This window comes from Stenotrophomonas sp. INTA L402-1, assembly GCF_059295135.1.
The window spans coordinates 25,898-51,892 of record NZ_JCAFWP010000007.1; the positions used below are offsets into that span (position 1 = coordinate 25,898).

The following is a 25,995-nucleotide window of genomic DNA, read 5'->3' on the forward strand; positions in this document are numbered from 1 at the left end:
CCATGACGTTCAGATTTTTCAGCCCGGCTATCCTCGCCACGCTGTTTGCCACCAATGCTGTCCAGGCCGCGCAGATACATATTGACGGCGCCGCTGAAGCGGTCGGGGTGTACGAGCTGAGCGCCGGCGCCCGCTTGGCCGAGGGCCTGCTGCTGGCCCGCCCAAACGCCGACGCCTACCTGCTGGGGACAAGCCTCGAACGCCCGCAGGCCCTGCAGGCTCAGGTGCGGCTGCGCGCGGGGCTGCAGTATGGCGCTGGGCAGCTGGCAGAGTCTGCCGACGCACAGGTCGTGACGCTCGCGCAGGCCCTGCAGACCTGGCTGGAGACACATCCGGCCACCGGCCGGACGCCCATCATCGGCCCCGCACGACTGATCCAGGTGCAGCCCGCGAACAACCCTGTACTAGCCACGGGCGATAGGCTGCGGTTCCCACTACGGCCACGCACAATCACCGTCATGGGCGCAGTGGAGAAGGAATGCGAGCTGCTGCACGACCCGCAGCGCGATGCACGCGACTATCTGCGTGACTGTCATCGCAGCCCACTCGCGGACCGCAACGACATCTACGTGATCCAGCCCGACGGGCGAATCCAGCAGTTGGGCATCGGCCTGTGGAACCGCGCAGATCCCCAGGCTGTCGCGCCAGGAGGTACGGTCTTCGTGCCCGTACGTGCCTCCCTCATCAAGCGTATCGACCCGCTGTTCAACAGCGATTTCGCCGCGTTCATCGCCACCCAGCCCATCAATCCGTGATGACCCAGTCCTGCCTGCGCGCGCATCCGGTGCGCCCCGCCCGTTTCGCACTGAGCGCGCTCGCCTTCTCGCTGTCCTGCGCACTGCATGCCCAAGAGGCACCGCCCCCCACCGCCAACGAATGGGGCGGGATCGGCCTTCTGCAGACGCCTACCGCGCGCATGGCAAGCGACGGAGACCTGAACTTCACGGCGTCGTACAACGCTCCGTATGCACGCTACAACCTGACCATGCAGCCGTTCCCATGGCTGGAGGCCTCGTTCCGTTACATCAACGTCAATAACCTGTATTACGGACGAAGCTATGCTGGCAACCAGCATTACAAGGACAAGTCGATCGACTTCAAGCTGCGCCTTTGGGATGAGTCCCGCCTTCTACCAGAAGTAGCATTCGGCGTGCGTGACTTCGGCGGCACCGGCTTCTTTTCCAGCGAGTATCTGGTCGCCAACAAGAACTTTGGCCCGATCGACGCGTCGATCGGGCTGGCCACGGGCTATATTGGCAACCGTGGCGACTTTTCCAATCCGCTTGGCGCGATTGATGATCGCTTCAAGAATCGGCGCCGCGGAGCCATCAGCAGTACCACCGAAGCCGGCAAGTTCGGCCTGAGCAACATGTTCAAGGGGCCGGTCGGCATCTTCGGCGGCATCACCTACCAGACGCCGATGGACGCACTGCTGCTGAAGGTCGAATATGACGGCAACGACTACCGCCGTGAACCCCGCAACAACAACCTGCGCCAGCGCACGCCCATCAACGTGGGCCTTGTCTATGTCCCCAGCCGCAATGTCGAGCTGACTGCAGCCTGGGAGCGCGGCGACGCGGCGATGTTCTCGCTCACCCTGCGTGGCAACCCGGGCAATACGCCTGCTGCACCGAAACCGTTCGACCCGCCACCGCCGCGACTGCTGCCCGAGACGGTCGCCGCCGATCAGCGCGCATCTGTGGCCAGCAACAACGCGCTTGGTGCCGCACCTGCCAACACTACCGACTGGGCAGCGATCAGCACCGAACTGCAGCGCAATGCCGGCTTCCGTGTCGAGCGTATTTCGCGCCGCGGCGACGAGCTGTATATCGACGGTTACCAGACCCGCTACCTGCATGCCGCCAAGGGCCTGGGCCGCGCCACGCGCATTCTTGCCAACGCGACCGGCGATGACTACGACTGGTTCACCCTGCGTACCACCCGCGTGGGCATGCCGATCGCCGACCTATCGATCAACCGCGAAGCGTTCGCGGGATACCTGGATGGCACCTTCAGCGAAGACGTACTGCGGCGGAGCACGGAACTGCAGGCGCCTGGCACGCTCGCGCGCGAAACGCTGTACAGGCCCAAGCGCAACCCGTTCGGCGGCGGCTTCAACATCGGCTACCGACAGAACCTTGGCGGTCCTGATGGCTTCATCCTGTACCAGATTGCAGCCAACTACACGGGAAGCCTGTTCCTGCGCGACAACATCTGGCTCACCGGTACCGTCAGCGCCGATGTCACCAACAACTACCACAAGTTCAAGTACAACGCCCCGAGCCGCCTGCCGCGCGTGCGTACCGACATCCGCCAGTACCTGACCACTTCCGACATCATGCTGCCCAACCTGCAGGCCAACATCGCCGGACGACTGGCACCAGACCTGTATGGCATCGCCTACGCGGGTTACCTGGAGTGGATGTATGCCGGCGTCGGCGGCGAACTACTGTATCGCCCAAGCGGCGAGCGCTGGGCGGTTGGTGCGAATCTCAACCGGGTGCAACAGCGCGACTACGACCAGCACTGGGGTCTGCGCGACTACCGCGTCACCACCGGCCACGCCACGCTCTACTACGCCTTCGACGCCCGTGAGCGCATCATCGGCTCGCTATCGGTTGGTCAGTACCTAGCTGGCGACAAGGGTGCCACTCTGGACCTGGCCCGCGTGTTCAACAACGGCGTGACCATGGGCGCCTATGCGACCAAGACCAACGTCTCGGCGCGCGACTTCGGCGAAGGCAGCTTCGACAAGGGAATCTACTTCAGCATTCCGCTCGACGGCTTCCTGCCGCGCTCCACGCGCGGCCGTGCGGCCTTCAACTGGAACCCGCTGATCCGCGACGGCGGCGCCATGCTCGGCCGCAAGTACGGCCTGTACGGCATGACCGGTGACCGCGATGAACGCTTCTTCTATGACAATATTCGAACGATCAGCGACTAGTCGCCCAATCATTCCAGGCTGATCTCAGCATCAGTTCCGGGTTGCCACCAAGAATTCGATTGAACCCGGCAGCACCCGAAACTGCGCGGCAAGAAAGTAGACCAGAAATCGACCATGGAGCGCACCAGGCGGGATACCTGGTCTGGTCCTGCGTCGGCAATTTGCCTCCCGGATTGAACTCGCTATCTCCTGCCGCAAGCTTTCTCGTCATCAACCGCAGCCCCAAGTTCTGCTTGTAGGTGATCTCCAGCTGATCAAGCCCTTGAAATGCGGTCCCCCAGGAAAGGGCGGCCAGAGCGTACTCATTGTAGAAGCGGGTCCTCGCACCCCGTCGCTCGCTTTCAAAACCATTCTCGGAGATTCTCGACCATCCTTGCGCGATCACCCTTCCCCCTTTGTCAACGAGATCAGGACGCGACGCAAGTCTACCGGCCAGCACAGCTTGCGTGGCTGCCCAGTAAGTCAGATTGTTCGGGGGACGGCGACTGAAAAAATCCAGGCTCGCGCGCGCGTCCGCGACAATCCATGCATCAATTTCACTGCATGAGCTAGCCGCCCGACAGTGTGAGCGGACCTGTCCGTAGGCTGCGGCGAAACCCAGACCATACATCATTGCCGAAACGCGGGCCTGAAAACCCTTCTGCCCTCCCCGCACTGGACCCTTGCGCGCTAGTGTCACCAGTGCCGCAAGAACCGCGTCCGCGCTGCTGGAGTCGCGCATTGCCACATATCTATTCGCGCAATCGGCAAGCCTGGTAGCAAGGGAATCCACCTTGACCATCGACTCCCGATACTCTGCATAGCTCTCATGATCAATAACCGAGTTGGAATCCTGCGCATAGAACGTCCGCACAGACGGGAATGCGAAGCTGTCGGCTGAAGCGCCAAGGCCTTGGAGGCAGCTCTGGTCATCGCCAGCAAAAACCTGCCCCGGAGCCCAGCAAAGGCCCAGAACAAGCGCAACACTGACGACCATACCGTAGTCATCAATGCACCTGGCGAAATTTATCATATAACTCCCGCAGCCTTTGCTTCAGTCATCCACACCTGCTCTCGCCGGCGACTAAGAAGGAATGACTTTGCCTCCAATGCCGCCTTCCCCTCCAGAAGCCTGCGTGCATTTATCGCCAATTGTTGGGCATCATTGGATGTGAACAACGCCGCATCTTCGAACATCGCCCTCAAAATCGTCGTACTGGACAGCAATAGAGCCTTTCCGGCGCCAATTGCCTCATTCCCAACACTGAGCTGAATGCCCTCCATGGTCGTCAAGCCAATTACACCACCGACCCGACAAAAAAGATCATTGTATGAGTCCAAAGACAGATAGTCAGTGAAAACAACGTTGCTCGGTGCATTGGTTACGAATCCTTTTGCTTGCGCCTTCTTTCGGCTACCCGTGATAAACCACGTAATTTCAGGGCTGAGCTGAGCCGCCCCCATGATTGCATCAATGGGTTCATCCTCTGCAAAAGAACAGGGAACCACAACGGAAGCCTGCGGAACGACGCCGAAACGCATCTCCGCAGCCTGTAGGCGCGCCGGAGGGTCAGTTATCACGTAGGCATCGCCGGGTGAAACTCCGAACGCTCCAAGAGTCTTCAAAATCTCCCGATTATGTACAACAATACGACCAAGCCGCGCCGCAAGCCAAAATGCGCCAGGCAACTTCGACCAGACCCCACGAAACGCTGAATTGTGGCAATCTAGAACGAAGCGGGTCCTGTACAACAGGGGCCGAACCAGGGCCAACAAGTGAATCAGGAACGTCGGAGGTACTTGGACCCACACATTTTCCGACGACTTGTTCCGCCACAAAATATTAAAAGTACGAACGGACTGAACAATGTAACTAAATGGAAGCAGGTACCCGCGATTTGAAATACGAGGGACGTAGAACAACCTCAGACCGAGCACCCTCGATATCGATTCGGCTCGCCGCTGGAACGGCACCCAAGCGATGTAGATTCCATTATTATTTCCTTGTTCCATCTTAAACTCCAAACCATACGGGGAATGCAGCGCAATATCTCTGATCCCTCTTGCGCTCACGAATAACCCGAGCGGGATTGCCGCCCACTACCGCATAGGCAGGCACATCCCTGACGACGACTGACCCCGGATAAAGAACAGCGCCTCTCCCGACGGTCACACCGGGCATCACAAGACACGAAGGGAAAATCCACGCATCATCCTCGATGACTACAGGATCCGAGAATACCGCGCACGCTGGATCATCAACATCGTGGCCCATGGTGTATATGCGTACGGAATGGGAGATGTTTACGTTGTTGCCAATCTTCAGCCCGCCCCTGTTGTCGAGGAAGCACCATGGGTTGATCGTGGCATTAGCACCGATTTCCAAGGATCCAAATTCGAACAGGCGAACCGAGCGGTGAATGGTCACGCCTGTTCCGACCTTTACTCCCATCAGGCATAAGATCAACCGTCGCAGCCAGAACAGAGTCGCCAGACTCAGCAAAAAATTGGCCATTGCCAGCAGTAGCTTCTTCACATTCAACCGCACAAATTTCATCGGGATCTGGCTCCAGTAGAGTCAATCCAAGCAAGAAGTGAAGCGACACCACGTCTTACCTTTTCTGAGTTTTCACCAACATCGGCGGCGACGCCCTCCTCTAGTGCCAGCCGGCCCACGTGGAACTCATCAATGCAGTCGCAGATCGCTCTCGATCCGGGCTGCCTGACCAAGAGCGTGCCATTGGGAAGCATATTGTGCACTTCCTCCAGCTTGTTCTCGATTCTGATTGCAATACTCGGCACACCTAAGGCCGCAGGCAGCCAGACACCGTGTGCTCTGGCGCTGACGATAACGCAGGATTCATTGCAGAAGCGATCCATGAACTGACGAATTGTCATTGTCGAGGGCTCCCAAATCAGCCATTCGAAATCTGCATGGTTTGCGATCAGATGTGCGTCACGCTCTCGGTACAAGGAGACCATTCGAACCTTCCTGCCTTGGCTGCTCAGGTCTCGGGCTGCCGTCACCATGGCACCAATTGCGGCGGCACCGGCTTCATCAAGAGGCCAGTCGCGAAGGACAAAGGAATGATAGCCGCTCTCGACATCAGCCAGCTTCAGTGGCGTGGGACACGATCCATACCACAACTCAGGCAGCAAACTGGGATCGCTAAAAACTTCTGCACGTACGCCTGAGAGCTCCTTGCAGTGCTCTGCGCTTGTCTGATCACGCACAGAAACGTAACTGGCGAGAGCCAGAAATCTCTCAGCCCTGGACTTGCCCTTCCCGTCCACCTGAAACGGCCCGAGACCGATGCAGAAAGTTCCGATGTTGTCTGCGAAATACAGCCCATCCACCGCTCCGCGCGCCTTCATGATCAAGCGGATCAGGCCAGAGAGAATACTGCTTTGCGCTCGAACTGACTGGCCAAAGCGAGACAATAGAGATCTCGAGTTCAACGCCGCGCGTCCAGCGAATGAAAAGAACTGGCCTCCACCCCCAAGCACGACCAGTTCGGCCGAAAATGGGCTCTTGAGCGGAAGCCACTGCACCTCGGGATCGAACGCGGATGCTTGAACAGGATGATCCACACCAATAGCAATCTCAGACGAAGAAAATCGGGTCTTGATCACTCCGAGCGTGGCAACCATCAGAACATCGTCCCCAAGATTCCCTGGGCCGTAGGCTCCGCGGATATAGGCCTTAACTCGCTTCACTTGATTTCCTTATTGGTTCGCAGCAGATACCAGGTACCGAAGACGATACCTACAATTCCCAGGAACAACGCACCTGTACGGACGACCAATCCATAGCCAGAAAGTCCGACGCCAGCGACCAAGATGACTGAACACCAGACTCCGATTGCGCCAGGCGAGACGAGATATCGCCAGTGCATCAGGCCCATTCGTGCAAAAAATGGAAGGCCTACGACGAAGTGACCAAGGTGGGCAACAAAAAAGGCAAAGGCAATGCCGGCAGCGCCATAACGCGCCATCAGCCAAGCAAGGATTACGAACCCGATCAGCCATCCCGCATTACTTACCACGCTGAACCACGAATAGCCCTTGGCAACAACCTTGCGGCCGATACCTCCCTTGAAGGCCATCAGAATGGCAGCAATGGAAAGGAACTGCACCACGTGATTGAAGCGCTGCGACACATACTGCCCGCCAAAAACGTGCCCAATGACTTCTGGCCACAGTAACAGGGGCAGTGCGCATACCAAAACCGCAATCCATCCGGCCAACATGTTTACTGCGTCGATCTGATCCTCCCCAAGGCCCGAGCTTCGAGTCAAGCGCGGAACAAGAACCACGGCAAGTACCACCGACAACTGAGAGAAGACAGCAAGAATCTGACTGCCAGCCGAGTAAAGTCCGACCTGAGAAATGCCTCCGCCCATTTCGTGGAGAATTCGCGTAGCTATCCACCCAGTGGGCGCCACCATGACCCCGGTAAGCAGGACGGGAACCGCGACCAGCCATAGATTCCGCCCCGCCGAGGTAGCGCGAGTGGTCACAACCCCACTCTCGCTGGGAGATCCAACTACCGTTGACAGCATCCGGAGAGCAGCATAAGAAAGTGCAATTAGTTGCATTAGAAATGCAAGGCAAAGCGCCCACGCCGCCCCGACACTCCCCGCCATTGCACCACCGAAAGCAACAACCATCGCCCCAGGTAATGCGGCCAGCGCATTAGCGATCATCTGTTCTCGGAATCGACCCAATGCAACCAGCACCCCGTTTGCAACGGCCGCGAGAACGGTGAAGAGAATGGTCAGGCCCACAGCATGTAGGATTCCCTGGCCACCAAAGCGAACGATATTCTCACTACTCCAAGCAGGCGCTACGAGAAACACCAGACCCGGCAAAGCCGCGACACAGAGCGAAAAGATCAACAGCATCCTGAGGTCACGGATTGCCGGCCTCCGCCCTTCCCTGATCACCGCGGACAAATGGGTTGCGGCCCCCATGGATGCTGCTTGCGCCGGCACCGCGCTGAGCATAACTATCACCGCTTGCACCAGCCCAAAGTACCCAGCCTCGTCCGCCCCCCACCACCGCGCGACCACAACAGCGGAGATTATGTAGAGGGATCGACTAAGCACGGTGGAAGCCATGCTAAGCAAAAGCTCCCAAACCAGTCTACGTAACATGACGGGAACCGTCGGAAGCCAGGACTTCTGTGCGGACACTGAGTGCATTGAAGCAGAAGAGCGCCAAGCTCAGACCAACCGCGTACGGCTGGTATGACGTCGTCGATACGCAGAACATGCACGCGACGAAGACACTAATTGGAATACGAAAGGATGTCTTCATTGGGGCCTGAACGCAATAGTAGGCTAGAAGCATCAAGGGCCCGAAGATGCCGTACTTAACGTAATACGTAAGATAGGCGCCATCAATCGATCCCGCATCACTCTCCAGCCCTCGGTATTCGAACCAAGGAATATCAAATGGCGTCCCCTGCCCCATTCCAAAGATGAACTGGAATGCCGACATTTCGTGGATTCGCTCAAGAGCAGGCGAATACCTGCTGACCACCTGTCCAGACAATCCCTCCCAGGTCAGCGCGCCAAGGACCCGCTCGATGCCCGCGTAGTAGCTGGCCAAAACGAATACCGACACAGCGCAAGCGCCAAAGAGCGCAAGGCCGATCCTTCTTGCCGCGCTAATGTTGGAAACAAAGAAAGCGCCAGCAACGAGTGAAAGAACAATGAACCGCGAATTGGTGATCAGTACAGCAACAATCGACGATGCCAACGCGATCCACGCGAGCCATCTCAACCGCTCAAATTGAGCTCTATCAGAGAAGTAGAAGAGAATGAACGCGGCGCAGAAGTAGGCACTGGCATCCAGATAGCGATAGGACGAGTCCTGATAGTAGACATCCGCTTGCTGATAGATGCCAGTCAGAATAACTCCATACTTGAGCAGCACTGAGGCGCCTGCCGCGACTGCCAACCAACAGACAAATCGCGGAGTGACGACTTCACGGCGAACATGAAGCGCTAGATAGACCAGCACGACGATCTGCAGCAAGAAAATGAGGGGACGGAAGTCGCGGATGTAGAACTTGTTAACATCGGCCAGGCCAAGAATTGCATAGGGGCCAGCGAGAAGAATCCAAAGCAACGCCCACGAACGGGTAGACCGCCACCATTTTCGACGAGGTTCATTGAATTGCGGGCGCGCGCCTGCGCAGACACGCAGCAGCAGTGCGATCACCGCGCCCACAGCGAAAAAATCGTAAAAATAGGCGCCAGACCAAGTGCTGATCTCCTTCATGTAGTGCCCAGATGGCAACACACAAACCATCACAAGATAGGCTCGAATGGAAGCCCTGGGCGCGACAACCGCCACGAGACCAAGCAGTAGAGAGAATGATGCAACGAGTGCAAATAACACGTGGTCAGATCCGGATCTTCACGTTTCAGCGAACCGCATGAATAATTGCAGCCAGATTCGCAATCAGCTTTTCGTGCTCGGAACCCAAGCCTGTGCCAGCCATTAGGTCGGCCCGATTGATCAGCAGCTCCCTCAGCTCCCGATCATTCCATGCCACTCGAATACCCTCCGCAGCCCCAAGCTGCCGTGCAGTCGCTGCCTGATGATCATTCCGATGTTCCCCCAGCTCACTTCTCCTCGGATACAGAATGATAGGCCGACCTACTCGCCGCGCGGAAATGATTGAACCCACTCCCGCGTGGGAGACCACCACATCTGCAGCTTTGAAGTAGCCTTCAAATTCTTCGGGGGTCAGCTTCTCGAAACACTTAATAACGGTGCTCCAGGCAGGCATCCTATGCACTTGTGCGACAACATCAAGGCCAAGTTCCCGGGAGATGGTGTCCATTCCCTTCATCAGCCTATCAAAGGGAAGCTGAGTGCCGACGGTCACAAAGATCAAAGTACTCTCCCGCAATACTCTGCCCCGCTTGCTTGGGCAACCGCAGGCCATTGAGTAATCCAGTGGTCCGCGAACCTTCGTGCGTACCGGCCCGACATGGACATTCCCTCCACGTTCGCCAGGCTGTCGATCCAGATTGTTCGCGCTCCGAGCATGCGACCGAGCGCCAAAGCTACGAGACCCGGCAGCGCGCCTGTTGAAATGACAACCTTGGGCCGAAACTTCAACAGAATCCCCAATAGTGCAATCAGGCATGCCACGAACCTGAGAGGTTCGTTCCGGTTGCAATCCGGGATAATGGAGAAGTGCTTCAGACCAAATTTTTCGGGTAAGCCGCTCATGGTGGTCGCGTAGAACATCTCAGCCTCAGCGAACGCCGGCCGCATCGCCATGAGTTGCTCCCAGTGCCCTCCGCCGGATGCAACAGCGAGCATTCTAACCTTCTCGTTCAAAGCTACACCCTCCAACCCATGACCACATAAATACCCGCCTGAAGAACGCATGTACCCCATGCCCTTGAGATCCGGCTATGCCCGGAAGCCTCTCAGACCTGAAATGCCCCATCCTTACAACTCAGCGCCCAGAGGGGCTACTGCGTTGACTTGTACTCGTAGTAACCGTAGCTGTAGTAGCCGGCCGTTCGACGCTGCACTGCATTGAAAATCGCGCCTCGGATACGAACGCTGTTTTGCTCGAACCGACGCTTTGCCAATGCCAGCTCCTTAGCCTGATTCAAACCAAATCGAGCGACCATCAGGCAGGTACCGGCGTGGTGCGCAATGATCGCTGCGTCCGTGACCGCAAGAATCGGCGGGGTATCAATAATTACAAGATCATACTGCGGCGATAGCTCTTCCAGAAGGCGGGTGAAGTTGGCATGCATAAGAAGCTCTGAAGGATTTGGCGGCACATCGCCTCGCGTGACGAAGTGGAGATTATCCAGTCCGGGAAGCGTACGAAGGACCTGCTCTCTGTTCGCCTTGCCGACCAGTAAATCCGAAAGCCCTGGAGCCTGAGAAGCGCCCAGCGCTTTATGCAGGGTGCCTTTGCGCATATCCGCATCAATGATCAACACCCGCTGTCCCGCCTGCGCGATCACCGCAGCAAGATTCGATGACACGAAGGTTTTGCCTGCGTTCGGACTTGCGCCCGAAATCAGAACGATGTTGTTCTTCGCCTCAAGGCGGGCGAAATGGAGGCTCGTGCGAAGACTGCGGACCGCTTCAATGGCGAGGTCCGCCGGATCCTTCACTGCCAGCAGATGCAATCGACCATCGGCACGGAACTTCCCTCGCACCGAATCACTTTCCTGCTGAGGACTGACCGGAATGGACGCATACACGGGAAGCCCGATCTCTTCGATCTGCGCCGGATCCTCGACACCGCGATTGAGCAACTGCTTAACGATTACCAAGGCGATCGACAGGAATGCGCCCAGCACCGTGCCGATCAGGACCACCATGGATTTCCATGGCTTGACCGGCGTTGCGGAATCGACCTCAGCAGCGTCGACAATCCGTACATTACCAACGGTACCTGCACGGGCAACGTCGAGCTGCTGTGCTTGATTCAACATGCCGGTGTACATCTCATTGCTTACCTGCATATCTCGGGTGAGGCGAAGAAGCTCCTGCTGCGCCTCCGGCAAGCGCTTTACTTGCCCCTGAAACTCGCTCTTGCGGCCTTCCAGCTCGCCAATTTGCCGCATCAATGCCTGGTAGGCCGGATGATCACGAGTGAACTTGCGATCCAACTCGGCTTGCTGCAGTCGCAGCTGCTGAATGCTGGACTCAACGGCAACCTCCTGATCCAGTAGTCCTTTTGTCTGCAGCGTCAGATCCACGGAGTTCGCGCGAGTCTGATATGCGCTAAGCGCCTTCTGCGCAGCGTCTACTTGGTTGCGTACATTCGGCAACTGCTCCTTCACAAATGCGAGCTGAGCAGAGGCTTCCGCAGAGTTCCGCTCGACGTTCTGCCGGACGTAAGCCTGCGCGATCTGCTGGAGGAAGCTCTGGGCCAGTTCGGGGTCAGCGTTTTCGTATGCCAGCGTCAGAATGCCAGAGTCCTTGCCTGACTCATTGACGACAATCTGCTTCTGCAGGTCGTTAACCATCGTTAGATGACGGTGACGGAGCAGCCTGAAACGCATGCCCGGATGGGCTCGCATTTCTGCAACCTGCGCAGTGACCCCCTTCCCGGTGGCGACCTTGCCGACCTGCCCCTTCAACAGAAGATTGTCGTCTTCGTCCAACAATTCATAGCTGCTGTTCTCGCCGACGACCAGGGTCATCGATCGCGCCAGCAGCGCGCGAGGCACGTCCAGCTGAAAGATCTCCAGCTTTTCACCACCCCAGCCGAAACGGCTCATGCCAAAACGCATATCAGCCAAAGCATCCGGGTCGGCACGCTCGGCCTTACGGGCGAAATAGCTACCCAGGATCGGGAATCGATTGGGTTCAATCACGATATCCAGCTTCAGCGCATCGACCGCACTGCCCACCACCGCACGCGAAGTAATCAGTGCGATTTCGGTGGTTGCCTCCGCCGACCCTGTGCCCATCCCCAACGACTGACTGATGTCGGATAGCCCAGGCAGCGAGGGAACCTTCGATTCAACCTGCACGATCGCATCTGCACGATAGATCGGCGTGGCCAGCAAGGCGTATGCAACCGAGACCACGAAGAACAGCCCGGTAATGCCGACGATCCACCACTTGTAATCGATCAGGGTTCCAAGCAGTTGGCGCAGATCGATCTCGTCGGTGTCTTCCAGTGCAGAGGTTCGGGTTTCAGTGGTCATGGATTGAGGATCTTCAATGCGAGGGAAGGGCTACAGGGCGGAATACGCAGCGGGACTTCAGAGATGCCGCCCCCAACTCTCCAGGCCCTCAGCCATCAATTTGTAAACATGCTCAAACGCCGGGCGCTGCTGGCGGTATGGATCAGGAATCTCCCGATCCTGCTGCCATTTGCCAAGCAGGAAGGTTTTTCCGGACGCCTGGGGCGCGATCTCGGCGATACGGCGCACGTGCTTGCGCTCCATGGTCAGCACCAGATCAGCGGCTCCCAGGATGGCGTCATCGATCTGGCGCGCGCGATGGGCCAGGCCATCCATGCCCTGCTCGACCAGCAGCTCCTGCGCTGTGGCATCAATGCCATGCCCAACCAGCGCACCGAGACCAGCGGAGGATACCTGGATCCCCTTGCCCTCGACCGCCTGGCGCAGCATCACTTCTGCGGAGGGACTGCGGCAGATGTTGCCGACACATACAAAAAGAACGTTCTTGAACACTGACCTGGATCCTGTGGCATTCCTTGCGGCGCACGCGACCAGAACATCCAGGGCCGGCGGCAGCCGTACAGCATACCTTACAAGCACACTACAGGCGATGAAATCGCTAACAGATTCATGGAATTACGTCGCAGTTCCAGAAATCGACCACCTTAGTACGCCGACTTCTGCCCCAGAACCTTCAACGCCGTCAGCACGATGATCCTCACGTCCAGCGTAGGACTCCAGCGCCGGATGTAATCGATGTCGTACTGGACGCGCTTCTTCATCGAGCGCAGCTCCGGCGTCTCACCACGCAACCCATGCACCTGCGCCCAGCCTGTGATTCCCGGCTTGACGTAGTGGCGGTGCATGTAGCGTTCGATCACCCGCTCGTAGTGGTTGTTGTGCTGGATCGCGTGCGGTCGCGGCCCCACCACCGACATGTTCCCACCCAGCACATTGAAGAACTGCGGCAGCTCGTCCAGGCTGCTGCGGCGCAGGAAGGCGCCAAACCGGGTGACGCGCGGATCCCCGCGCGTGGCCTGGGTGATCCGCCCCTCCCCCTCCGCATGCACGCGCATGGATCGGAACTTGAGCATCCAGAATTCCTTGCCACCCAGCCCATGGCGCTTCTGGCGGAACAACACCGGCCCGGGCGAACTCAGCTTCACGCCAACGGCCAGCACGGCAAACAACGGTGCCAGCAGGATCACCGCGACACCCGCCACCAAGATATCCTCGACGCGTTTGAACAGGCGGAACCGGTGGTCTGCCAAGCCCTGGCGCACACCGATCATCGGCACGTCACCCACTTGGTGCACGCCGGGATTCAACGCGCCCAGCCCCGTAGTGTCCGGAATCAGGCGCACCGGCACCGGAAATCGCTCGATCTGCTTGAGCATGTCCTTGATCGCGGCCGCGTGCCCCATCGGCATCGACACCCAGACCTGATCGAATTCGCCGCGGTGCTGATCCATGTACTGCGGAACGTCTTCCAACCGCCCCAGCCTGCACGGCGCATCCCCACCGCGACGGGTAGCGATATCGCCTGCGCTGGCGAAGTAGCCGATGACGTCTTTGCCAAGCTCTGGTTTCCCACGCAGCAGACGGTGCAGCCTCAAGGCAGGCGCCCGCAGCCCGACCAGCAGGATCCGCTCATGATCCATCCCGCATGAACGCAAGCGATGCAACTGCACTCTCAGCAATACGCGCAGTGCAGCCATGGAGCCCAAGCCAAAGGCATACCAGCCGATCAGCCAGGTAGAGGGGACCGCATCGGCAAGTCCGACCAGGACGACGTAGAGCGAGAACAACGCGAAGGTGCCGGACCAGGCCAGCAACAACAGCCAAAGATCAGCCAGAAGGCCACGGATCCGCCAGTTGCGGTACATCGGCGCTACAGAGAAGCAAACGATGGCGCTGAGGATCACCGCGCCGAACACGATGCGCTGGGAGGAATCCGGCGCGCCTGCTCCGTTCAGCAGAATGTGGGAGAGCACCGCCATACCCGGCAACAGCAACAGATCGCCCAAGCGCAACCCCAACTCGAGGGCGGCTCGGGCCTCGACGCGACGGCGACCCGCCCGGGCCCGCTCTGCGGGAAGGTCTTCTACTGATCCATGTAGCAAAGCACTTCTCCAATACCTGCTCGACCGGACGCCGGAGCGTCCGCGGTCACGTGCATGGACTCCCCACCCAGCACGGAAATATCGAGGCTGCGTCAATTAAATGTGGAGGGATTGTGAATGAAGTCCGAAGCAAAAGATAGGAACGTCAAGTCGGGGACTGACTGAAGATATCGTCAGGAAGTTACGTAAGTCCCTAGAATTATTGTGAATTTCATATGTGTCACAATGAGTCAATGTGCGTCATTTTGCGTCGAAATCATCCATCCACGTCCGGATCGCATGTCGGCAAATTGACAGTCTCGAGCTCACCCCACCCCGCACCGCACCAAAGCCCAGCAACCTCCCTCTGCTACCATCGGCGGTTCTGTTCATCGCGTCCCCCACCTGCCCGCGATGGCGCCAAACAACGTAACGAAACACAGGAGTCTGCATGTCTTCCGAGCTGCTCAAGTCCCTTGGCCTGGACGCGATCAACGCTGGCACGTACCTGGGCAACGGGGAGTGGTCGAGCGCGACCAGCGGTGAGCTGATCACCCCGGTCAACCCGACCACCGGCGAGCCGATCGCGCAGGTCCGCGCGACCACCGAGGCCGAGTACGAGACCGTCGTCGCCCGCGCCCAGGAAGCCTTCAAGGTCTGGCGCACCACGCCGGCCCCGCGCCGCGGTGAAGCCGTACGCCTGTGCGGCGAGGCGCTGCGCAAGCACAAGGACGCCCTGGGCTCGCTGGTTGCGCTGGAAATGGGCAAGAGCAAGCCCGAAGGCGACGGCGAAGTGCAGGAGATGATCGACATCGCCGATTTCGCCGTGGGTCAGAGCCGCATGCTGTACGGCTACACCATGCATTCCGAGCGCCCCGGCCACCGCATGTACGAGCAGTACCACCCGCTGGGCCTGGTCGGCATCATCTCGGCCTTCAACTTCCCGGTCGCGGTGTGGAGCTGGAACTCGTTCCTGGCCGCCATCTGCGGCGACGTGTGCATCTGGAAGCCGTCCAACAAGACGCCGCTGACCGCCATCGCCTCGCTGAAGATCTGCAACGACGCTCTGCGCGAAGCCGGTTTCCCGGACATCTTCTTCCTGATCAACGATGCCGGCACCGCGCTGTCGGAGAAGATGGTCGATGACCGCCGCGTGCCGCTGATCAGCTTCACCGGCTCGACCCAGGTTGGCCGCACCGTCAACGAAAAGGTTGCGCGCCGCCTCGGCCGCTGCCTGCTGGAGCTGGGTGGCAATAACGCCATCATCCTGGACGAAACCGCCGACCTGAAGCTGGCCGTGCCGGGCATCGTGTTCGGCGCGGTCGGTACCGCCGGCCAGCGCTGCACCACCACCCGCCGCTTGATCGTGCACCGCTCGATCTATGCCGACGTGCTGGCCACGCTGGTCAAGGCCTACAAGCAGGTCGAAGGCAAGATCGGCGACCCGACCGATGCCGCCAACCTGATGGGCCCGCTGAACAGCGATGGCGCCGTGCAGCAGTTCCTCGATGCCATCGCCCAGGCCAAGGCGGCCGGCGGCACCATCGAAACCGGCGGCACCCGCATCGACCGCGCAGGCAACTTCGTGCTGCCGGCGATCGTCTCGGGCCTGAAAAACAGCGACGCCGTGGTCCAGCACGAAACCTTCGCGCCGATCCTGTACGTGATGCCGTACGACAGCATCGACGAAGCCATCGACATGCAGAACGGCGTGCCGCAGGGCCTGTCGTCCTCGATCTTCACCCAGAACCTGAAGACCGCCGAGAAGTTCCTGTCGGCGGCCGGCAGCGACTGCGGCATCGCCAACATCAACATCGGCACGTCCGGTGCGGAGATCGGCGGCGCCTTCGGTGGCGAGAAGGACACCGGCGGTGGCCGCGAGTCCGGCTCGGATGCATGGAAGGTCTACATGCGCCGCCAGACCAACACCATCAACTATTCGGATTCGCTGCCGCTGGCCCAGGGCATCAAGTTCGACCTGTAACGCTATCTGTAGTGCCGGGCCATGCTCGGCAGGATGCGCCATGAACACCGCAGGAAATACAGCCGAGCATGGCTCGGCTCTTCAGGCTGGCAAGCCGGTGATTGATTTCACCGGCCGCTGCGTGCTGGTCGCCGGCGGCAGCAAGGGCATTGGCCGTGAAATGGCGCTGGCGTTTGCCGGCGCCGGTGCGCAGGTCTCGGCCTGCGCTCGCGGCCAGGCCGGTCTGGATGCACTGCGCGCCGAAGCACAGGCACAGGGTTTCGAACTGCACACGTTTTCCACCGATCTGGCCGATCCAAGCCAGATCCAGGCCTGGCTGCAGGCCGCCGCCGATGCGCTCGGCGGCATCGACGTGCTGGTCAACAACGCCACCGGCTATGGCATGGCCGACGACGAGGATGGCTGGGCGGCCAGCCTGCAGATCGATCTGATGGCCGCCGTTAGGGCCTCGCGCCTGGCCCTGCCTTGGCTGCGCGCGTCCAGTGACGCCTGCATTCTCAATCTCTCTTCGATCGCCGCGCAGCAGCCGCGCCCCGGTGGCGCACCCTACGCCGCCGCCAAGGCCGCGCTGTCGCACTACACCACCTCGCAGGCGCTCGCGCTAGCCAAGGAACGGATCCGGGTCAATGCCATCGCACCGGGCTCGATCGAGTTCGATGACGGCCTCTGGGACCGCCGCCGCACCGAAGACCCGGCGCTGTACCACGGCACGCTGGCGAAGATTCCGTTCGGCCGCTTCGGCCACCCGCGTGAGATCGCCGATGCCGCCCTGTTCCTGTGCTCGCCGCTGGCGCGCTGGATCACCGGCCATGTGCTCAACGTGGATGGTGGCCAGGTGTTGATGGGCTGACACCGGCACGCCGGTAGTTGCCAACCTTGGTTGGCATGCCTTTCGTCGACCAAGGTCGACGCCTACCACGGCTGGCATGCCTTTCGTCGACCAAGGTCGACGCCTACCACGGCTGGCATACCTTTCGTCGACCAAGGTCGACGCCTACCACGGCTGGAATGCGGTTCGTCGACCAAGGTCGAGGCCTACCTCGCTGAAATGCCGTTCGTCTACCAAGGTCGACGCCTGCCATCGCATCCGCCGGGCATGGGATTGCCCGGGCAGAGGCACTATCATGTGCACACTGCCAAGGAGGACCCCGATGAGCGTGGCACCCCGACAGACAAGCGCCCTGGCCGTGGTCAGCCTGGTCATGGGCATCGCCAGCTGGACCGTCCTGCCCTTCGTGGCCAGCATCGTGGCCATCATCACCGGCCACATGGCCCGAGCCGAGATCCGCCGCCGCCCGCATGAACTGGAAGGCGATGGCTTGGCCGTCACCGGTCTGGTACTGGGCTGGGTGATGGTCGGCGCCGTGATCGCCGCCATCCTGGTCTTCATCCTGTTCTTCGGCGGCCTGGCCTGGCTCGCTGCGATGTCGAACTGACTGCCATGACCGCCTCCGACAGCACTGAACGCTTCAGCAGCCGCGTCGCCGATTACGTCCGCTACCGGCCCGATTACCCACCCGCGCTGCTGGAATGGCTGCACGGCCCGATGGGCGTCAGCCGCGAGGCGCTGGTCGCCGACATCGGCGCCGGGACCGGTATTTCCAGTCGCCTGTTCCTGGCCAGCGGCCATCCGGTAGTCGCGGTTGAACCCAACGCCGCCATGCGCGCTGCCGCAGAACAGTGGCTGGCACCGCAGTACCCGCAGTTCCGCGCGGTCGACGGCCGCGCCGAGGCCACCACACTGGACGACGCCAGCATCGATCTGGTCAGTGTCGCGCAGGCCTTCCACTGGTTCGACACCGTGGCGGTGCGCGCCGAATGGCAGCGCATCCTGCGCCCGGGTGGCCTGGCACTGATCTACTGGAATTCGCGCCTGCTCGATGCCAGTCCGTTCCTGGTCGGCTACGAACAGTTGCTGCTGGATTACGGCACCGACTACTCCGCCGTGGCCGAGCGCTACCAGGACGATGCCACCATGCAGGCCTGGTTCGGCCCCGGCCTGCGCGGCATGGTCGAGCTGCCGAACGTGCAGCATCTGGACTTCGATTCCCTGCGCGGGCGCCTGCTGTCCTCCTCCTATGCCCCGCAATCCGGTCATCCGCGTCACGCGCCGATGATCGACGCTCTGCAGCACCTGTTCGCCGCCCACGCGGTCGACGGCCAGGTCGCTTTTGAATATCGAACCCGAGCCTTCCTCGGCACGCTGGACTGAACCGACGCATGTATTCGCTTGCCCGCCCCTTCCTGTTCTCGCTCGACGCCGAGCGCGCCCACGGCCTTGGCCTGTCCGCATTGGACCTGGCCTACCGCACCGGCACCACGCCGCTGCTGGCCGCGCGCATCGCGCCGATGCCCAGCACGGTGTTCGGGTTGACCTTCCCCAATCCGGTCGGCCTGGCCGCCGGCCTGGACAAGAATGGCGAGCACATTGATGCGCTGTTCGCGCTGGGTTTCGGCTTCGTCGAAATCGGCACCATCACCCCGCGCCCGCAGGCCGGTAACCCGCAGCCGCGCCTGTTCCGCCTGCCGGAACACAACGCGATCATCAACCGCATGGGCTTCAACAATGCGGGCGTGGACGCGCTGGTGCGCAACGTCGAGCGCGCGCGCAACCGCCGCGGCCTGCTCGGCATCAACATCGGCAAGAACAAGGACACCCCGAACGAACAGGCCGTGGACGATTACATCGCCTGCCTGGACAAGGTGTACCCGCTGGCCGACTACATCACCGTCAACATTTCCTCTCCCAACACCGCCGGCCTGCGTGAGCTGCAGGAAGAAACCGCGCTGCGCCAGCTGGTCAGCCAGTTGCGCGACCGCCAGGAAGATCTCGCGGCCCGCCACGGTCGCCGCGTACCGATGCTGGTCAAGGTGGCACCGGACCTCAGCGAGCGCGACATCGATGCCGCTGCCCGCGTACTGGGCGAACTGCAGGTGGACGGCGTGATCGCCACCAACACCACCATCGACCACAGCAAGGTGGCCGGCGACCCGCTGGCCAACGAGGCCGGCGGCCTGTCCGGCGCGCCGGTGCTGGAGCAGTCCACCCTGGTACTGCGCCGCCTGCGTTCGCGCCTGCCCGAGTCGGTGCCGCTGATCGGTGTTGGCGGCATCCTGTCCGGTGCCGACGCCGTGGCCAAGATGGCTGCTGGTGCGGCGCTGGTGCAGTGCTACAGCGGCCTGATCTTCCGTGGCCCGGCCCTCGTCTCCGAATGCGTGGAGGCGATCCGTCGCCGCCGCGAAGCGCCGAGCCGCGGCGCGGTGGCCCCACTGTGAGCGCGCCCATGGATACCGTCGACGGCAACGCCCCGCTGCGCTGGACGCTCACCCGCAATGCGCCGCTGCAGTCCCTGAACACCTTCCATGTGCAGGCCAGCGCCGCTCAGCTGCTGGAACTGCACGATGCCGCGCTGCTGCCGGAGGTATTGGCACTGCCCGAGGTGGGCAGCGGCCCGCTGCTGGTGCTGGGTGCCGGCAGCAACGTGCTGATCGCCGAGGACCTGCCGGGCACCGTGCTGGTGTTCGGCAACCGTGACATCAGCTTCCTCGAGCATCGCGCGGACCATGCCGTGATCCGCGCCGGTGCCGGTGTGCCGTGGCACGGCCTGGTGATGTGGTCGCTGCAGGAAGGCCTGTCCGGCCTGGAAAATCTGGCGTTGATTCCCGGCACCGCCGGTGCCGCGCCGATCCAGAACATCGGCGCCTATGGCGCGCAGGTCGGCGAGTTCATCCAGGCCGTCGAAGCCTGGGACTGCCAGGAACAGGCCTGGGTGCGGCTGGACAACGAACAGTGTGGCTTCGCCTACCGCGACAGCGTGTTCAAGCAGCAGATGGACCGCTACCTGATCACCGCCATCGAACTGAAGCTGCCACTGCTGCATGACCTGCGCATGGACTACGCCGGCATCCGCGAGGAACTACAGGCACAGGGTGTGGAGCTGCCCAGTGCGGTGGACGTGGCCAATGCGGTGATCGCGATCCGCCGCCGCAAGCTGCCCGACCCGGATGTACTGGGCAACGCCGGCAGCTTCTTCAAGAACCCGGTGCTGCCGCTGGAACAGGTCGACGTGCTGCTGCAGCACTTCCCCGAGCTGCCGGTGTTCCCGTCCGACCAGGACGGCAAGCGCAAGGTCTCGGCGGCATGGATGATCGAGTCCTGCGGCTGGAAGGGCTTCCGCGAAGGCGATGCTGGCGTGGCGCCGAGCCACGCACTGGTGCTGGTCAACCACGGCAACGCCACCGGCGCTGAACTGCTGGCGCTGGCGCGACGCATCTCTGCTTCCGTGCTGGAGAAGTTCGGCGTGCCGATCGAACCGGAGCCCCGCCTGCTCGGCGCACAGTGGTGAACACCCCCGCCCTCTCCCCCAGCGCCACCCCGATGCGGGCGGCGCTGCTGATGCTCGGCAGCACGATGGCATTCGGCCTGATGGCGGTGGCGATCCGCTATGCCACGCGCTACGTGCCCACCCAGGAAGTGGCGTTCTTCCGAAACGCCTTCGGCCTGCTCGCGCTGTTGCCGATGCTGCTGCGGCCAGGCCACGCGCCGCTGAAGACCCAACAGCTGCCGCGCTACTTCGTGCGCAGTGCGATCGGCCTGGGTTCGATGCTGTGCGCCTTCTGGGCATTGGGCCATCTGCCGTTGGCGCAGGCGGTCTCGCTCTCCTACTCCACGCCGCTGTTCGTCACCATCGCCGCCGTGCTGTGGCTGGGCGAGACCGTGCGCGTGCGTCGCTGGGCGGCGGTGGTGGTCGGTTTCATCGGCGTGTTGGTGATCGTCCGCCCCGGTACCGCGGGCTTCACTGCAGGCAGCCTGGTGGCGGTGGGTGCGGCCGTGCTCAGTTCGCTGGTGGCGATCCAGATCAAGCAGCTGACCCGCATCGACAGCGCCGACACCGTGGTGCTCTATACCTACGTGTTCTGGGTGCCATTGTCGTTGGTGCCGGCCGTGTTCGTGTGGGTCTGGCCCACCGGCATGGCGTGGCTGTGGCTGCTGGCCACCGGCGTGCTGGGCACCATCGGCCAGCTGCTGTGGACGCGTGCGCTGCGCCTGGGTGAAGTCTCGGCACTGACCCCGATCAGCTTCCTGCAACTGCCACTGGTGACGCTGTTCGGCTGGCTGCTGTTCAACGAAACGGTAGACCGCTGGACGATCATCGGTGCCGGCATCATCCTCGCCGCCAACGCCTACATCGCCCATCGCGAGGCCGTGCTGTCGCGCCGCGCAGCGAGCGCTGCGGCCTCATCAGCAGCCAAGCCCGCCGAGTAGATCCGCGCCATGCGCGGATGATTCCTGTCCGCCCGATCAACGATGGCGGCACAAAGAGCTGCCGAGCGTAACTGTAGAGTCGAGCCATGCTCGACTCATCGCGCGAAGCGCGACGGTTCACCCATGGCAGGTGACGTGCATTTACAACGCGCGATACACCCGCTCCGCCGCATCGAACACATTACCCGGTGCGAACTGCTCGCCCAGGTAATGCAGCGACTGTCGGCGCAGTTGCGGCGAACGCTCCTCGCCATCGCTGCCCAGCAGCACCTGCTGGAACTCGATCAGGTCCTGCAGGATGCGCCAGTGCCGGTACCAGGCGATCCAGCGCGGGTCGCCGCGGTCGCTGCCGTAGCCGTCCTCGAAGCCCAGCGGATTCTCGCGTCCCCAGCGCCCGCCAACCGCCGCACCGATGAACATCAGGTCGCGCTCGCGCGGTGCCAGCGACAGGCCATCCCAATCGATCAGGTGCAGCCCACCGTCATTGCCCATCAGCAGGTTGCCGGCATGCAGATCGGTGTGGCACAGGTGCAGGTCTACCGGCACGTCCTGCAAGGCCGCAAGCAGTTCCCGTGCCTGCGCATGCAGCGCCGCGATGCGCGCATGCTGCTGGTCCCATACCGAAACGAATGCGCGGCCCAGCCCGTCCTTCGCGGCCGCCAGGCCCTCGCCGGCCAACCACTGCCCGACGGTCTCCAGCGCCGCGGTTTCCAGCCGTACGATCGGCAACGCCTGCTGCAGTTCCGCTGGCAGCTGCGCGCCGTGCAGGCGCCGCAGCACCTCACCCAATCGTTTCCACTGCGTGCGGCTCAACGCCGCCTCGAACCCGGACTGGCCTTCCACGTAAGGGAACAGGGTGAACTGCAATCCCCAGCGCTGTACCGACGCACCACCGGTCAGTGCCGGCCACGGCGCGACGATCTCATCGATTCCCAACGTGCCGCGCATCCAGTGCAGGCTGTCCCACACCGATGGGTCGACCTGGTAGGTGCGGCATTTCAACCACCACTGCCCGTGCCGCGCATCGACGCGATACACGCTGGCATTGGCGTCGGCGCCCACCGGGCGTGGCACCACGGCGGTGGGGGTGATGCCATAGGATTGTTGCAGGACTTCGCCGAGATGCTGCGCCGAAGCGAATGACATGGATGCAAGCGGAAAGTGTTACCTGCCGCCACTATCGCAGATGCGCTCGCCACGACACAGACATGTCCGTCACAACATCACCTCGGCACGACCAAAGAACTAGCCTGCAATACGGCGCATCACCGCCTCCAGCGGACCGCGCGCGAACTGCCATGACCACAGCCACGCCGCGCCGGTCGCCAGCATCAGGAACAGCAGCGCCCACAACAGCACCGACGCGAGCGAGGCACTGCCATCAAGCAGGCCCAGGCTTTCCAGCGTGCCCATGCCCAGCAGGATGTGACCCACGTACAGGGTCAGGGTCATGCGCCCGGCCGCGGTGAACGGCTCCAGCCAGTCGCCCGGATGTACCCGTGCCAGCCACAGGCAGGCGGCGATGACACTGCAGGCCGCGCCCGCACCGGTAAGCACGTAGGCGGGTCCTGGCGGCATCGGCTGCGTACCCAGCCACGCCTGCCACGGCGTTCCGTGCGCAAGATGCTGCACGCCCTGGCCGGCGCCGATCAGCAGCAGCCCCAGCACCAGCAATGCATGCTGCACCCGCGGCTGCGACAACGGAAGGCGCGCCAGCAGCATGCCCAGCAGGAAGAAGCACAGCCAGGGCATCAACGGGTGGAAGCCATTGAACAGCAGGTTGCGGGCCGCGCCCGGCCATTGCCACAGACCGGCGTATTCCAGCGTCTGCCAGTTCCATCCCTGGCTGTAATCCCAATGCAGCAACGCCCAGAACGAACAGGCCGCCAGGCCCACGATGCTGGCCAGCAACACCCGCGGCGAGGCACGCAGCCACAGCACTGCCAACGCGAAATACACCGCGTAGTAGTGCAGGATATCGGCCGGGAACAGGGTCAGGTTGAGCAGGCCCAGCACCATCAGGAACAGCGCGCGCCTCCAGGTCTGCACGCTGGCCGGCCACCACCCTTGCCGCTGCGTGGCCAACACCAGGCCCAAGCCAGCCAGCGTAACGAACGTCGCCGAAGCCTTGCCTTCCAGCAGATGGAAGAACCCTGCCAGCCAACGCTCACCCTCTGCCGGCACGGCCATCGCCAGACGGAAATTCACCAGCACCATGCCGGCCAGTGCCAGGTAGCGTGCCAGATCCAGGCCGTGCAGCCGCCGGTCCACGGCGCTCATGCACGCGCCCCCAGCAGCAGCGCGAGCAGGCCAAGATCCAGCGATGCTTCATCGGTGCCCTCGGCTTCGCCCAGCCCCCGACGCAGCGCATCGCTTTCGATGGCATCCAGCAGCACCTGCGCCTGCAGTGCCGGCGCCAGTACGGGACGCCGACGTTCGCGCTGTGCAATCTGCTGCAGGGCTTCGGCCAGCGTCGCCTGCAATTGCCTGCGATTGGCCGCGAAGGCCTCGGCCACGGCCGGATTGCGTGCACTCTCGGCCAGCACCTCCACCGCAAGTGTTGCCCACTCCGGCTGCCGGCACAGCGCATGGAAGTCCTGCAGGAAGGCCATCACCTGTGTGCGTTCGCCATCGGACGCGGCCAGTCGCTGCAGCAACGGTGCCAGTTCTTCGCTCTCGGCCACCGCCACCGCAAGGATGATCGCCTCCTTGCCCGGGAAGTGGTTGTAGAGATTGCCCAGGCTGACGCTGGCCGCCTGCGCGATGTCACGCATGCTGGTCTGGTGGAATCCCTTCACGAGGAAGCACTGCAGGGCGGCCTGCAGGATCTGCGCGATGCGTTGCTCGTTGCGGTCGGCTCGGTTCATGGCGCAAATAGTGAACGAACGTTCGTCCGATTAGAAGCTGGCAATCCAGCCAACGCCGGGCTCCGTTCAGCCAGCCTTGACCTCAACTGCAGTTGAGGCCCGATGCTGCGTGGCCTGTCCCACGCTCAACCCGGAGTTCCTGCATGCCACGGATGATCACCACCCTGCTCGACAGCCGCGTGCTGTGGCTCCTCGCCCGACTGCTGCTGGCCGTGGTGTTCCTGTCCTCGGGCCTGGCCAAGCTGCTGGCGTGGGACAACAGCGTGGCCGAAATGCAGGCGGCCGGATTGCAACCGCCTGTGCTGTTCAACATCGCCAGCGCCGTGGTGCTGCTGGGCGGCGCATTGTGCCTGCTGCTTGATCGCCTGCTCTGGCTGGGCAGCGGCGCGCTGGGCGTGTTCATGCTGCTGACCATCGTGATCGTGCACACTTTCTGGAGCAAGCACGGTGCCGAACAGCAACTGGCCCTGTTCTTCGCGTTGGAGCACCTGAGCGTGGTCGGTGGCCTGATCTGTGCGGCCATTGCCAGTCACGCGCGCGCGCAGCTGCGCGCTACGCGTTCGTCCGCTTAGTCCTGTGGCAACAACGTAATCGCCTGGCGCAGGCCAGCTTCGACCCAGCTGCGCAGGCTGCCCTTGCCCGCCAGCCCCCACTGGATCACCAGGCCATGCCAGTGCGCCTCCAGCAGCGTGGCGGCGGCCTCTGCGTCGGCAAATCCCATCGTCCGCAGCTGGCTGGCGATGCCGTGGCGCATCTCCATGACATGCGCATTGGCCAGGGTCGCCCGACGCCCACCCGCTGCCCGCAGGTCTTCCATCAGCAGTGTCATGTGCCCGGCCAGTCGCTGCCGTGTCTCCATGCCGCGGGTCTGCGCCCCCAGCCAGCCCACCAACGCATCCACCGTCGCGGCATCCGCTGTCGGCACCGAGATTGCCATGCGCTCGCTGGAGCGGATGATCGCCCGCTCCAGCACGGCGGCACGACTGCCGAAGCGCTGCACCAACGTCGCCGCCGACAGCCCCGCCCGCGCCCCGAGTGCGGCAAGAGTGAAGCCCTGCGGTCCGGCCTGCACCAGCAGTTCCACGGCCAGCTCGACCACACGTTCATCAGGAATGGATTTGGTACGCGCCATGGAACTACTATAAACGAACGTTCGTTTATATA

The 25,995-nt window shown here is 61.9% G+C and carries 25 protein-coding genes; 10 read left to right on the top strand and 15 right to left on the bottom strand.

The annotated features are described in order from the left end of the window. Positions 1-2: 2 nt before the first annotated feature. Both AC5O77_RS06585 and AC5O77_RS06590 read left to right on the top strand, forming a co-directional pair. Positions 3-755, top strand: a complete 753-nt coding sequence (locus AC5O77_RS06585) for a capsule biosynthesis GfcC family protein (RefSeq protein WP_494506579.1) — start codon at positions 3-5, stop codon at positions 753-755. Beyond that, positions 755-2,944, top strand: coding sequence for a YjbH domain-containing protein (locus tag AC5O77_RS06590; RefSeq protein ID WP_494506580.1), 2,190 nt, complete (start codon positions 755-757; stop codon positions 2,942-2,944). The genes AC5O77_RS06585 and AC5O77_RS06590 overlap by 1 nt, the downstream gene beginning before the upstream one ends. Here the strand turns inward: AC5O77_RS06590 and AC5O77_RS06595 are convergent. The 11 genes from AC5O77_RS06595 to AC5O77_RS06645 form a co-directional block, all read right to left on the bottom strand. Further along, positions 2,934-3,920, bottom strand: coding sequence for an alginate lyase family protein (locus AC5O77_RS06595; protein WP_494506581.1), 987 nt, complete (start codon positions 3,918-3,920; stop codon positions 2,934-2,936). The two genes, AC5O77_RS06590 and AC5O77_RS06595, sit on opposite strands and share 11 nt — an antisense overlap. A 32-nt stretch (positions 3,921-3,952) precedes the next feature. Then, on the bottom strand, positions 3,953-4,936 hold the full coding sequence (locus tag AC5O77_RS06600) for a hypothetical protein (protein WP_494506582.1): 984 nt from the start codon (positions 4,934-4,936) through the stop codon (positions 3,953-3,955). A 1-nt stretch (position 4,937) separates the two neighbouring features. Continuing rightward, a complete protein-coding gene (locus tag AC5O77_RS06605; protein WP_494506583.1) occupies positions 4,938-5,480 on the bottom strand; it encodes an acyltransferase in 543 nt (180 codons plus the stop codon). Continuing rightward, positions 5,477-6,640 carry a polysaccharide pyruvyl transferase family protein gene (locus AC5O77_RS06610; protein ID WP_494506584.1) on the bottom strand — a complete coding sequence of 388 codons (1,164 nt, stop codon included), beginning with the start codon at positions 6,638-6,640 and terminating at the stop codon, positions 5,477-5,479. Before AC5O77_RS06610 ends, AC5O77_RS06605 begins: the two co-directional genes overlap by 4 nt. Next, entirely contained in the window at positions 6,637-7,827 is a 1,191-nt protein-coding gene (locus AC5O77_RS06615) for an MATE family efflux transporter (RefSeq protein ID WP_494506585.1), read from the bottom strand. The genes AC5O77_RS06610 and AC5O77_RS06615 overlap by 4 nt, the downstream gene beginning before the upstream one ends. Positions 7,828-8,068: 241 nt before the next feature. Beyond that, positions 8,069-9,211, bottom strand: a complete 1,143-nt coding sequence (locus AC5O77_RS06620) for a DUF6369 family protein (RefSeq protein ID WP_494506586.1) — start codon at positions 9,209-9,211, stop codon at positions 8,069-8,071. 145 nt (positions 9,212-9,356) lie between these two features. Then, positions 9,357-9,884, bottom strand: coding sequence for a glycosyltransferase (locus tag AC5O77_RS06625; protein ID WP_494506587.1), 528 nt, complete (start codon positions 9,882-9,884; stop codon positions 9,357-9,359). Further along, positions 9,830-10,267 carry a hypothetical protein gene (locus tag AC5O77_RS06630; protein ID WP_494506588.1) on the bottom strand — a complete coding sequence of 146 codons (438 nt, stop codon included), beginning with the start codon at positions 10,265-10,267 and terminating at the stop codon, positions 9,830-9,832. Before AC5O77_RS06630 ends, AC5O77_RS06625 begins: the two co-directional genes overlap by 55 nt. A 155-nt stretch (positions 10,268-10,422) precedes the next feature. Next, the gene (locus tag AC5O77_RS06635) at positions 10,423-12,633 is read right to left on the bottom strand and encodes a polysaccharide biosynthesis tyrosine autokinase (protein WP_494506589.1); all 2,211 of its coding nucleotides are present in this window, start codon (positions 12,631-12,633) and stop codon (positions 10,423-10,425) included. A gap of 57 nt (positions 12,634-12,690) precedes the next feature. Further along, entirely contained in the window at positions 12,691-13,125 is a 435-nt protein-coding gene (locus AC5O77_RS06640; protein WP_494506590.1) for a low molecular weight protein-tyrosine-phosphatase, read from the bottom strand. A gap of 152 nt (positions 13,126-13,277) precedes the next feature. Continuing rightward, on the bottom strand, positions 13,278-14,639 hold the full coding sequence (locus tag AC5O77_RS06645; RefSeq protein WP_494506591.1) for an undecaprenyl-phosphate glucose phosphotransferase: 1,362 nt from the start codon (positions 14,637-14,639) through the stop codon (positions 13,278-13,280). Between the two features lie 526 nt (positions 14,640-15,165). Between AC5O77_RS06645 and amaB the strand changes: the two genes are divergently transcribed. The 7 genes from amaB (at position 15,166) to AC5O77_RS06680 (ending at position 21,964) form a co-directional block, all read left to right on the top strand. Continuing rightward, positions 15,166-16,698 carry an L-piperidine-6-carboxylate dehydrogenase gene (gene amaB, locus AC5O77_RS06650; RefSeq protein WP_049398541.1) on the top strand — a complete coding sequence of 511 codons (1,533 nt, stop codon included), beginning with the start codon at positions 15,166-15,168 and terminating at the stop codon, positions 16,696-16,698. Between the two features lie 40 nt (positions 16,699-16,738). Beyond that, positions 16,739-17,548 carry an SDR family NAD(P)-dependent oxidoreductase gene (locus AC5O77_RS06655; RefSeq protein ID WP_494506592.1) on the top strand — a complete coding sequence of 270 codons (810 nt, stop codon included), beginning with the start codon at positions 16,739-16,741 and terminating at the stop codon, positions 17,546-17,548. Between the two features lie 301 nt (positions 17,549-17,849). Then, positions 17,850-18,134: a DUF4190 domain-containing protein gene (locus AC5O77_RS06660; protein WP_010484694.1), complete on the top strand. Its 285-nt coding sequence runs from the start codon at positions 17,850-17,852 to the stop codon at positions 18,132-18,134. A gap of 5 nt (positions 18,135-18,139) precedes the next feature. Beyond that, positions 18,140-18,910 carry a class I SAM-dependent methyltransferase gene (locus AC5O77_RS06665; RefSeq protein WP_478057194.1) on the top strand — a complete coding sequence of 257 codons (771 nt, stop codon included), beginning with the start codon at positions 18,140-18,142 and terminating at the stop codon, positions 18,908-18,910. Positions 18,911-18,918: 8 nt separating this feature from the next. Further along, positions 18,919-19,974, top strand: a complete 1,056-nt coding sequence (locus tag AC5O77_RS06670) for a quinone-dependent dihydroorotate dehydrogenase (protein ID WP_032127499.1) — start codon at positions 18,919-18,921, stop codon at positions 19,972-19,974. An 8-nt stretch (positions 19,975-19,982) separates the two neighbouring features. Further along, the gene (gene murB / locus AC5O77_RS06675; RefSeq protein WP_478057193.1) at positions 19,983-21,044 is read left to right on the top strand and encodes a UDP-N-acetylmuramate dehydrogenase; all 1,062 of its coding nucleotides are present in this window, start codon (positions 19,983-19,985) and stop codon (positions 21,042-21,044) included. 32 nt (positions 21,045-21,076) lie between these two features. Further along, positions 21,077-21,964, top strand: coding sequence for a DMT family transporter (locus AC5O77_RS06680; protein ID WP_149909165.1), 888 nt, complete (start codon positions 21,077-21,079; stop codon positions 21,962-21,964). A gap of 141 nt (positions 21,965-22,105) precedes the next feature. Here AC5O77_RS06680 and AC5O77_RS06685 read toward each other — a convergent pair whose 3' ends face one another. From AC5O77_RS06685 to AC5O77_RS06695, 3 genes are all read right to left on the bottom strand, one after another. Further along, positions 22,106-23,110 carry an aminoglycoside phosphotransferase family protein gene (locus AC5O77_RS06685; RefSeq protein ID WP_180836934.1) on the bottom strand — a complete coding sequence of 335 codons (1,005 nt, stop codon included), beginning with the start codon at positions 23,108-23,110 and terminating at the stop codon, positions 22,106-22,108. Between the two features lie 99 nt (positions 23,111-23,209). After that, entirely contained in the window at positions 23,210-24,244 is a 1,035-nt protein-coding gene (locus AC5O77_RS06690) for a DUF418 domain-containing protein (RefSeq protein WP_494506593.1), read from the bottom strand. After that, complete coding sequence (locus AC5O77_RS06695) at positions 24,241-24,831, bottom strand: TetR/AcrR family transcriptional regulator (RefSeq protein WP_494506594.1); 591 nt, start codon at positions 24,829-24,831, stop codon at positions 24,241-24,243. Before AC5O77_RS06695 ends, AC5O77_RS06690 begins: the two co-directional genes overlap by 4 nt. A gap of 143 nt (positions 24,832-24,974) precedes the next feature. On the opposite strand from AC5O77_RS06695, the gene AC5O77_RS06700 reads away from it, so the two are divergent. Beyond that, a complete protein-coding gene (locus AC5O77_RS06700; protein ID WP_494506595.1) occupies positions 24,975-25,403 on the top strand; it encodes a DoxX family membrane protein in 429 nt (142 codons plus the stop codon). Here the strand turns inward: AC5O77_RS06700 and AC5O77_RS06705 are convergent. Continuing rightward, positions 25,400-25,963 (bottom strand): TetR/AcrR family transcriptional regulator, encoded by a 564-nt coding sequence (locus AC5O77_RS06705; protein ID WP_494506596.1) that lies wholly within the window; start codon positions 25,961-25,963, stop codon positions 25,400-25,402. The two genes, AC5O77_RS06700 and AC5O77_RS06705, sit on opposite strands and share 4 nt — an antisense overlap. Between the last annotated feature and the right edge of the window lie 32 nt (positions 25,964-25,995).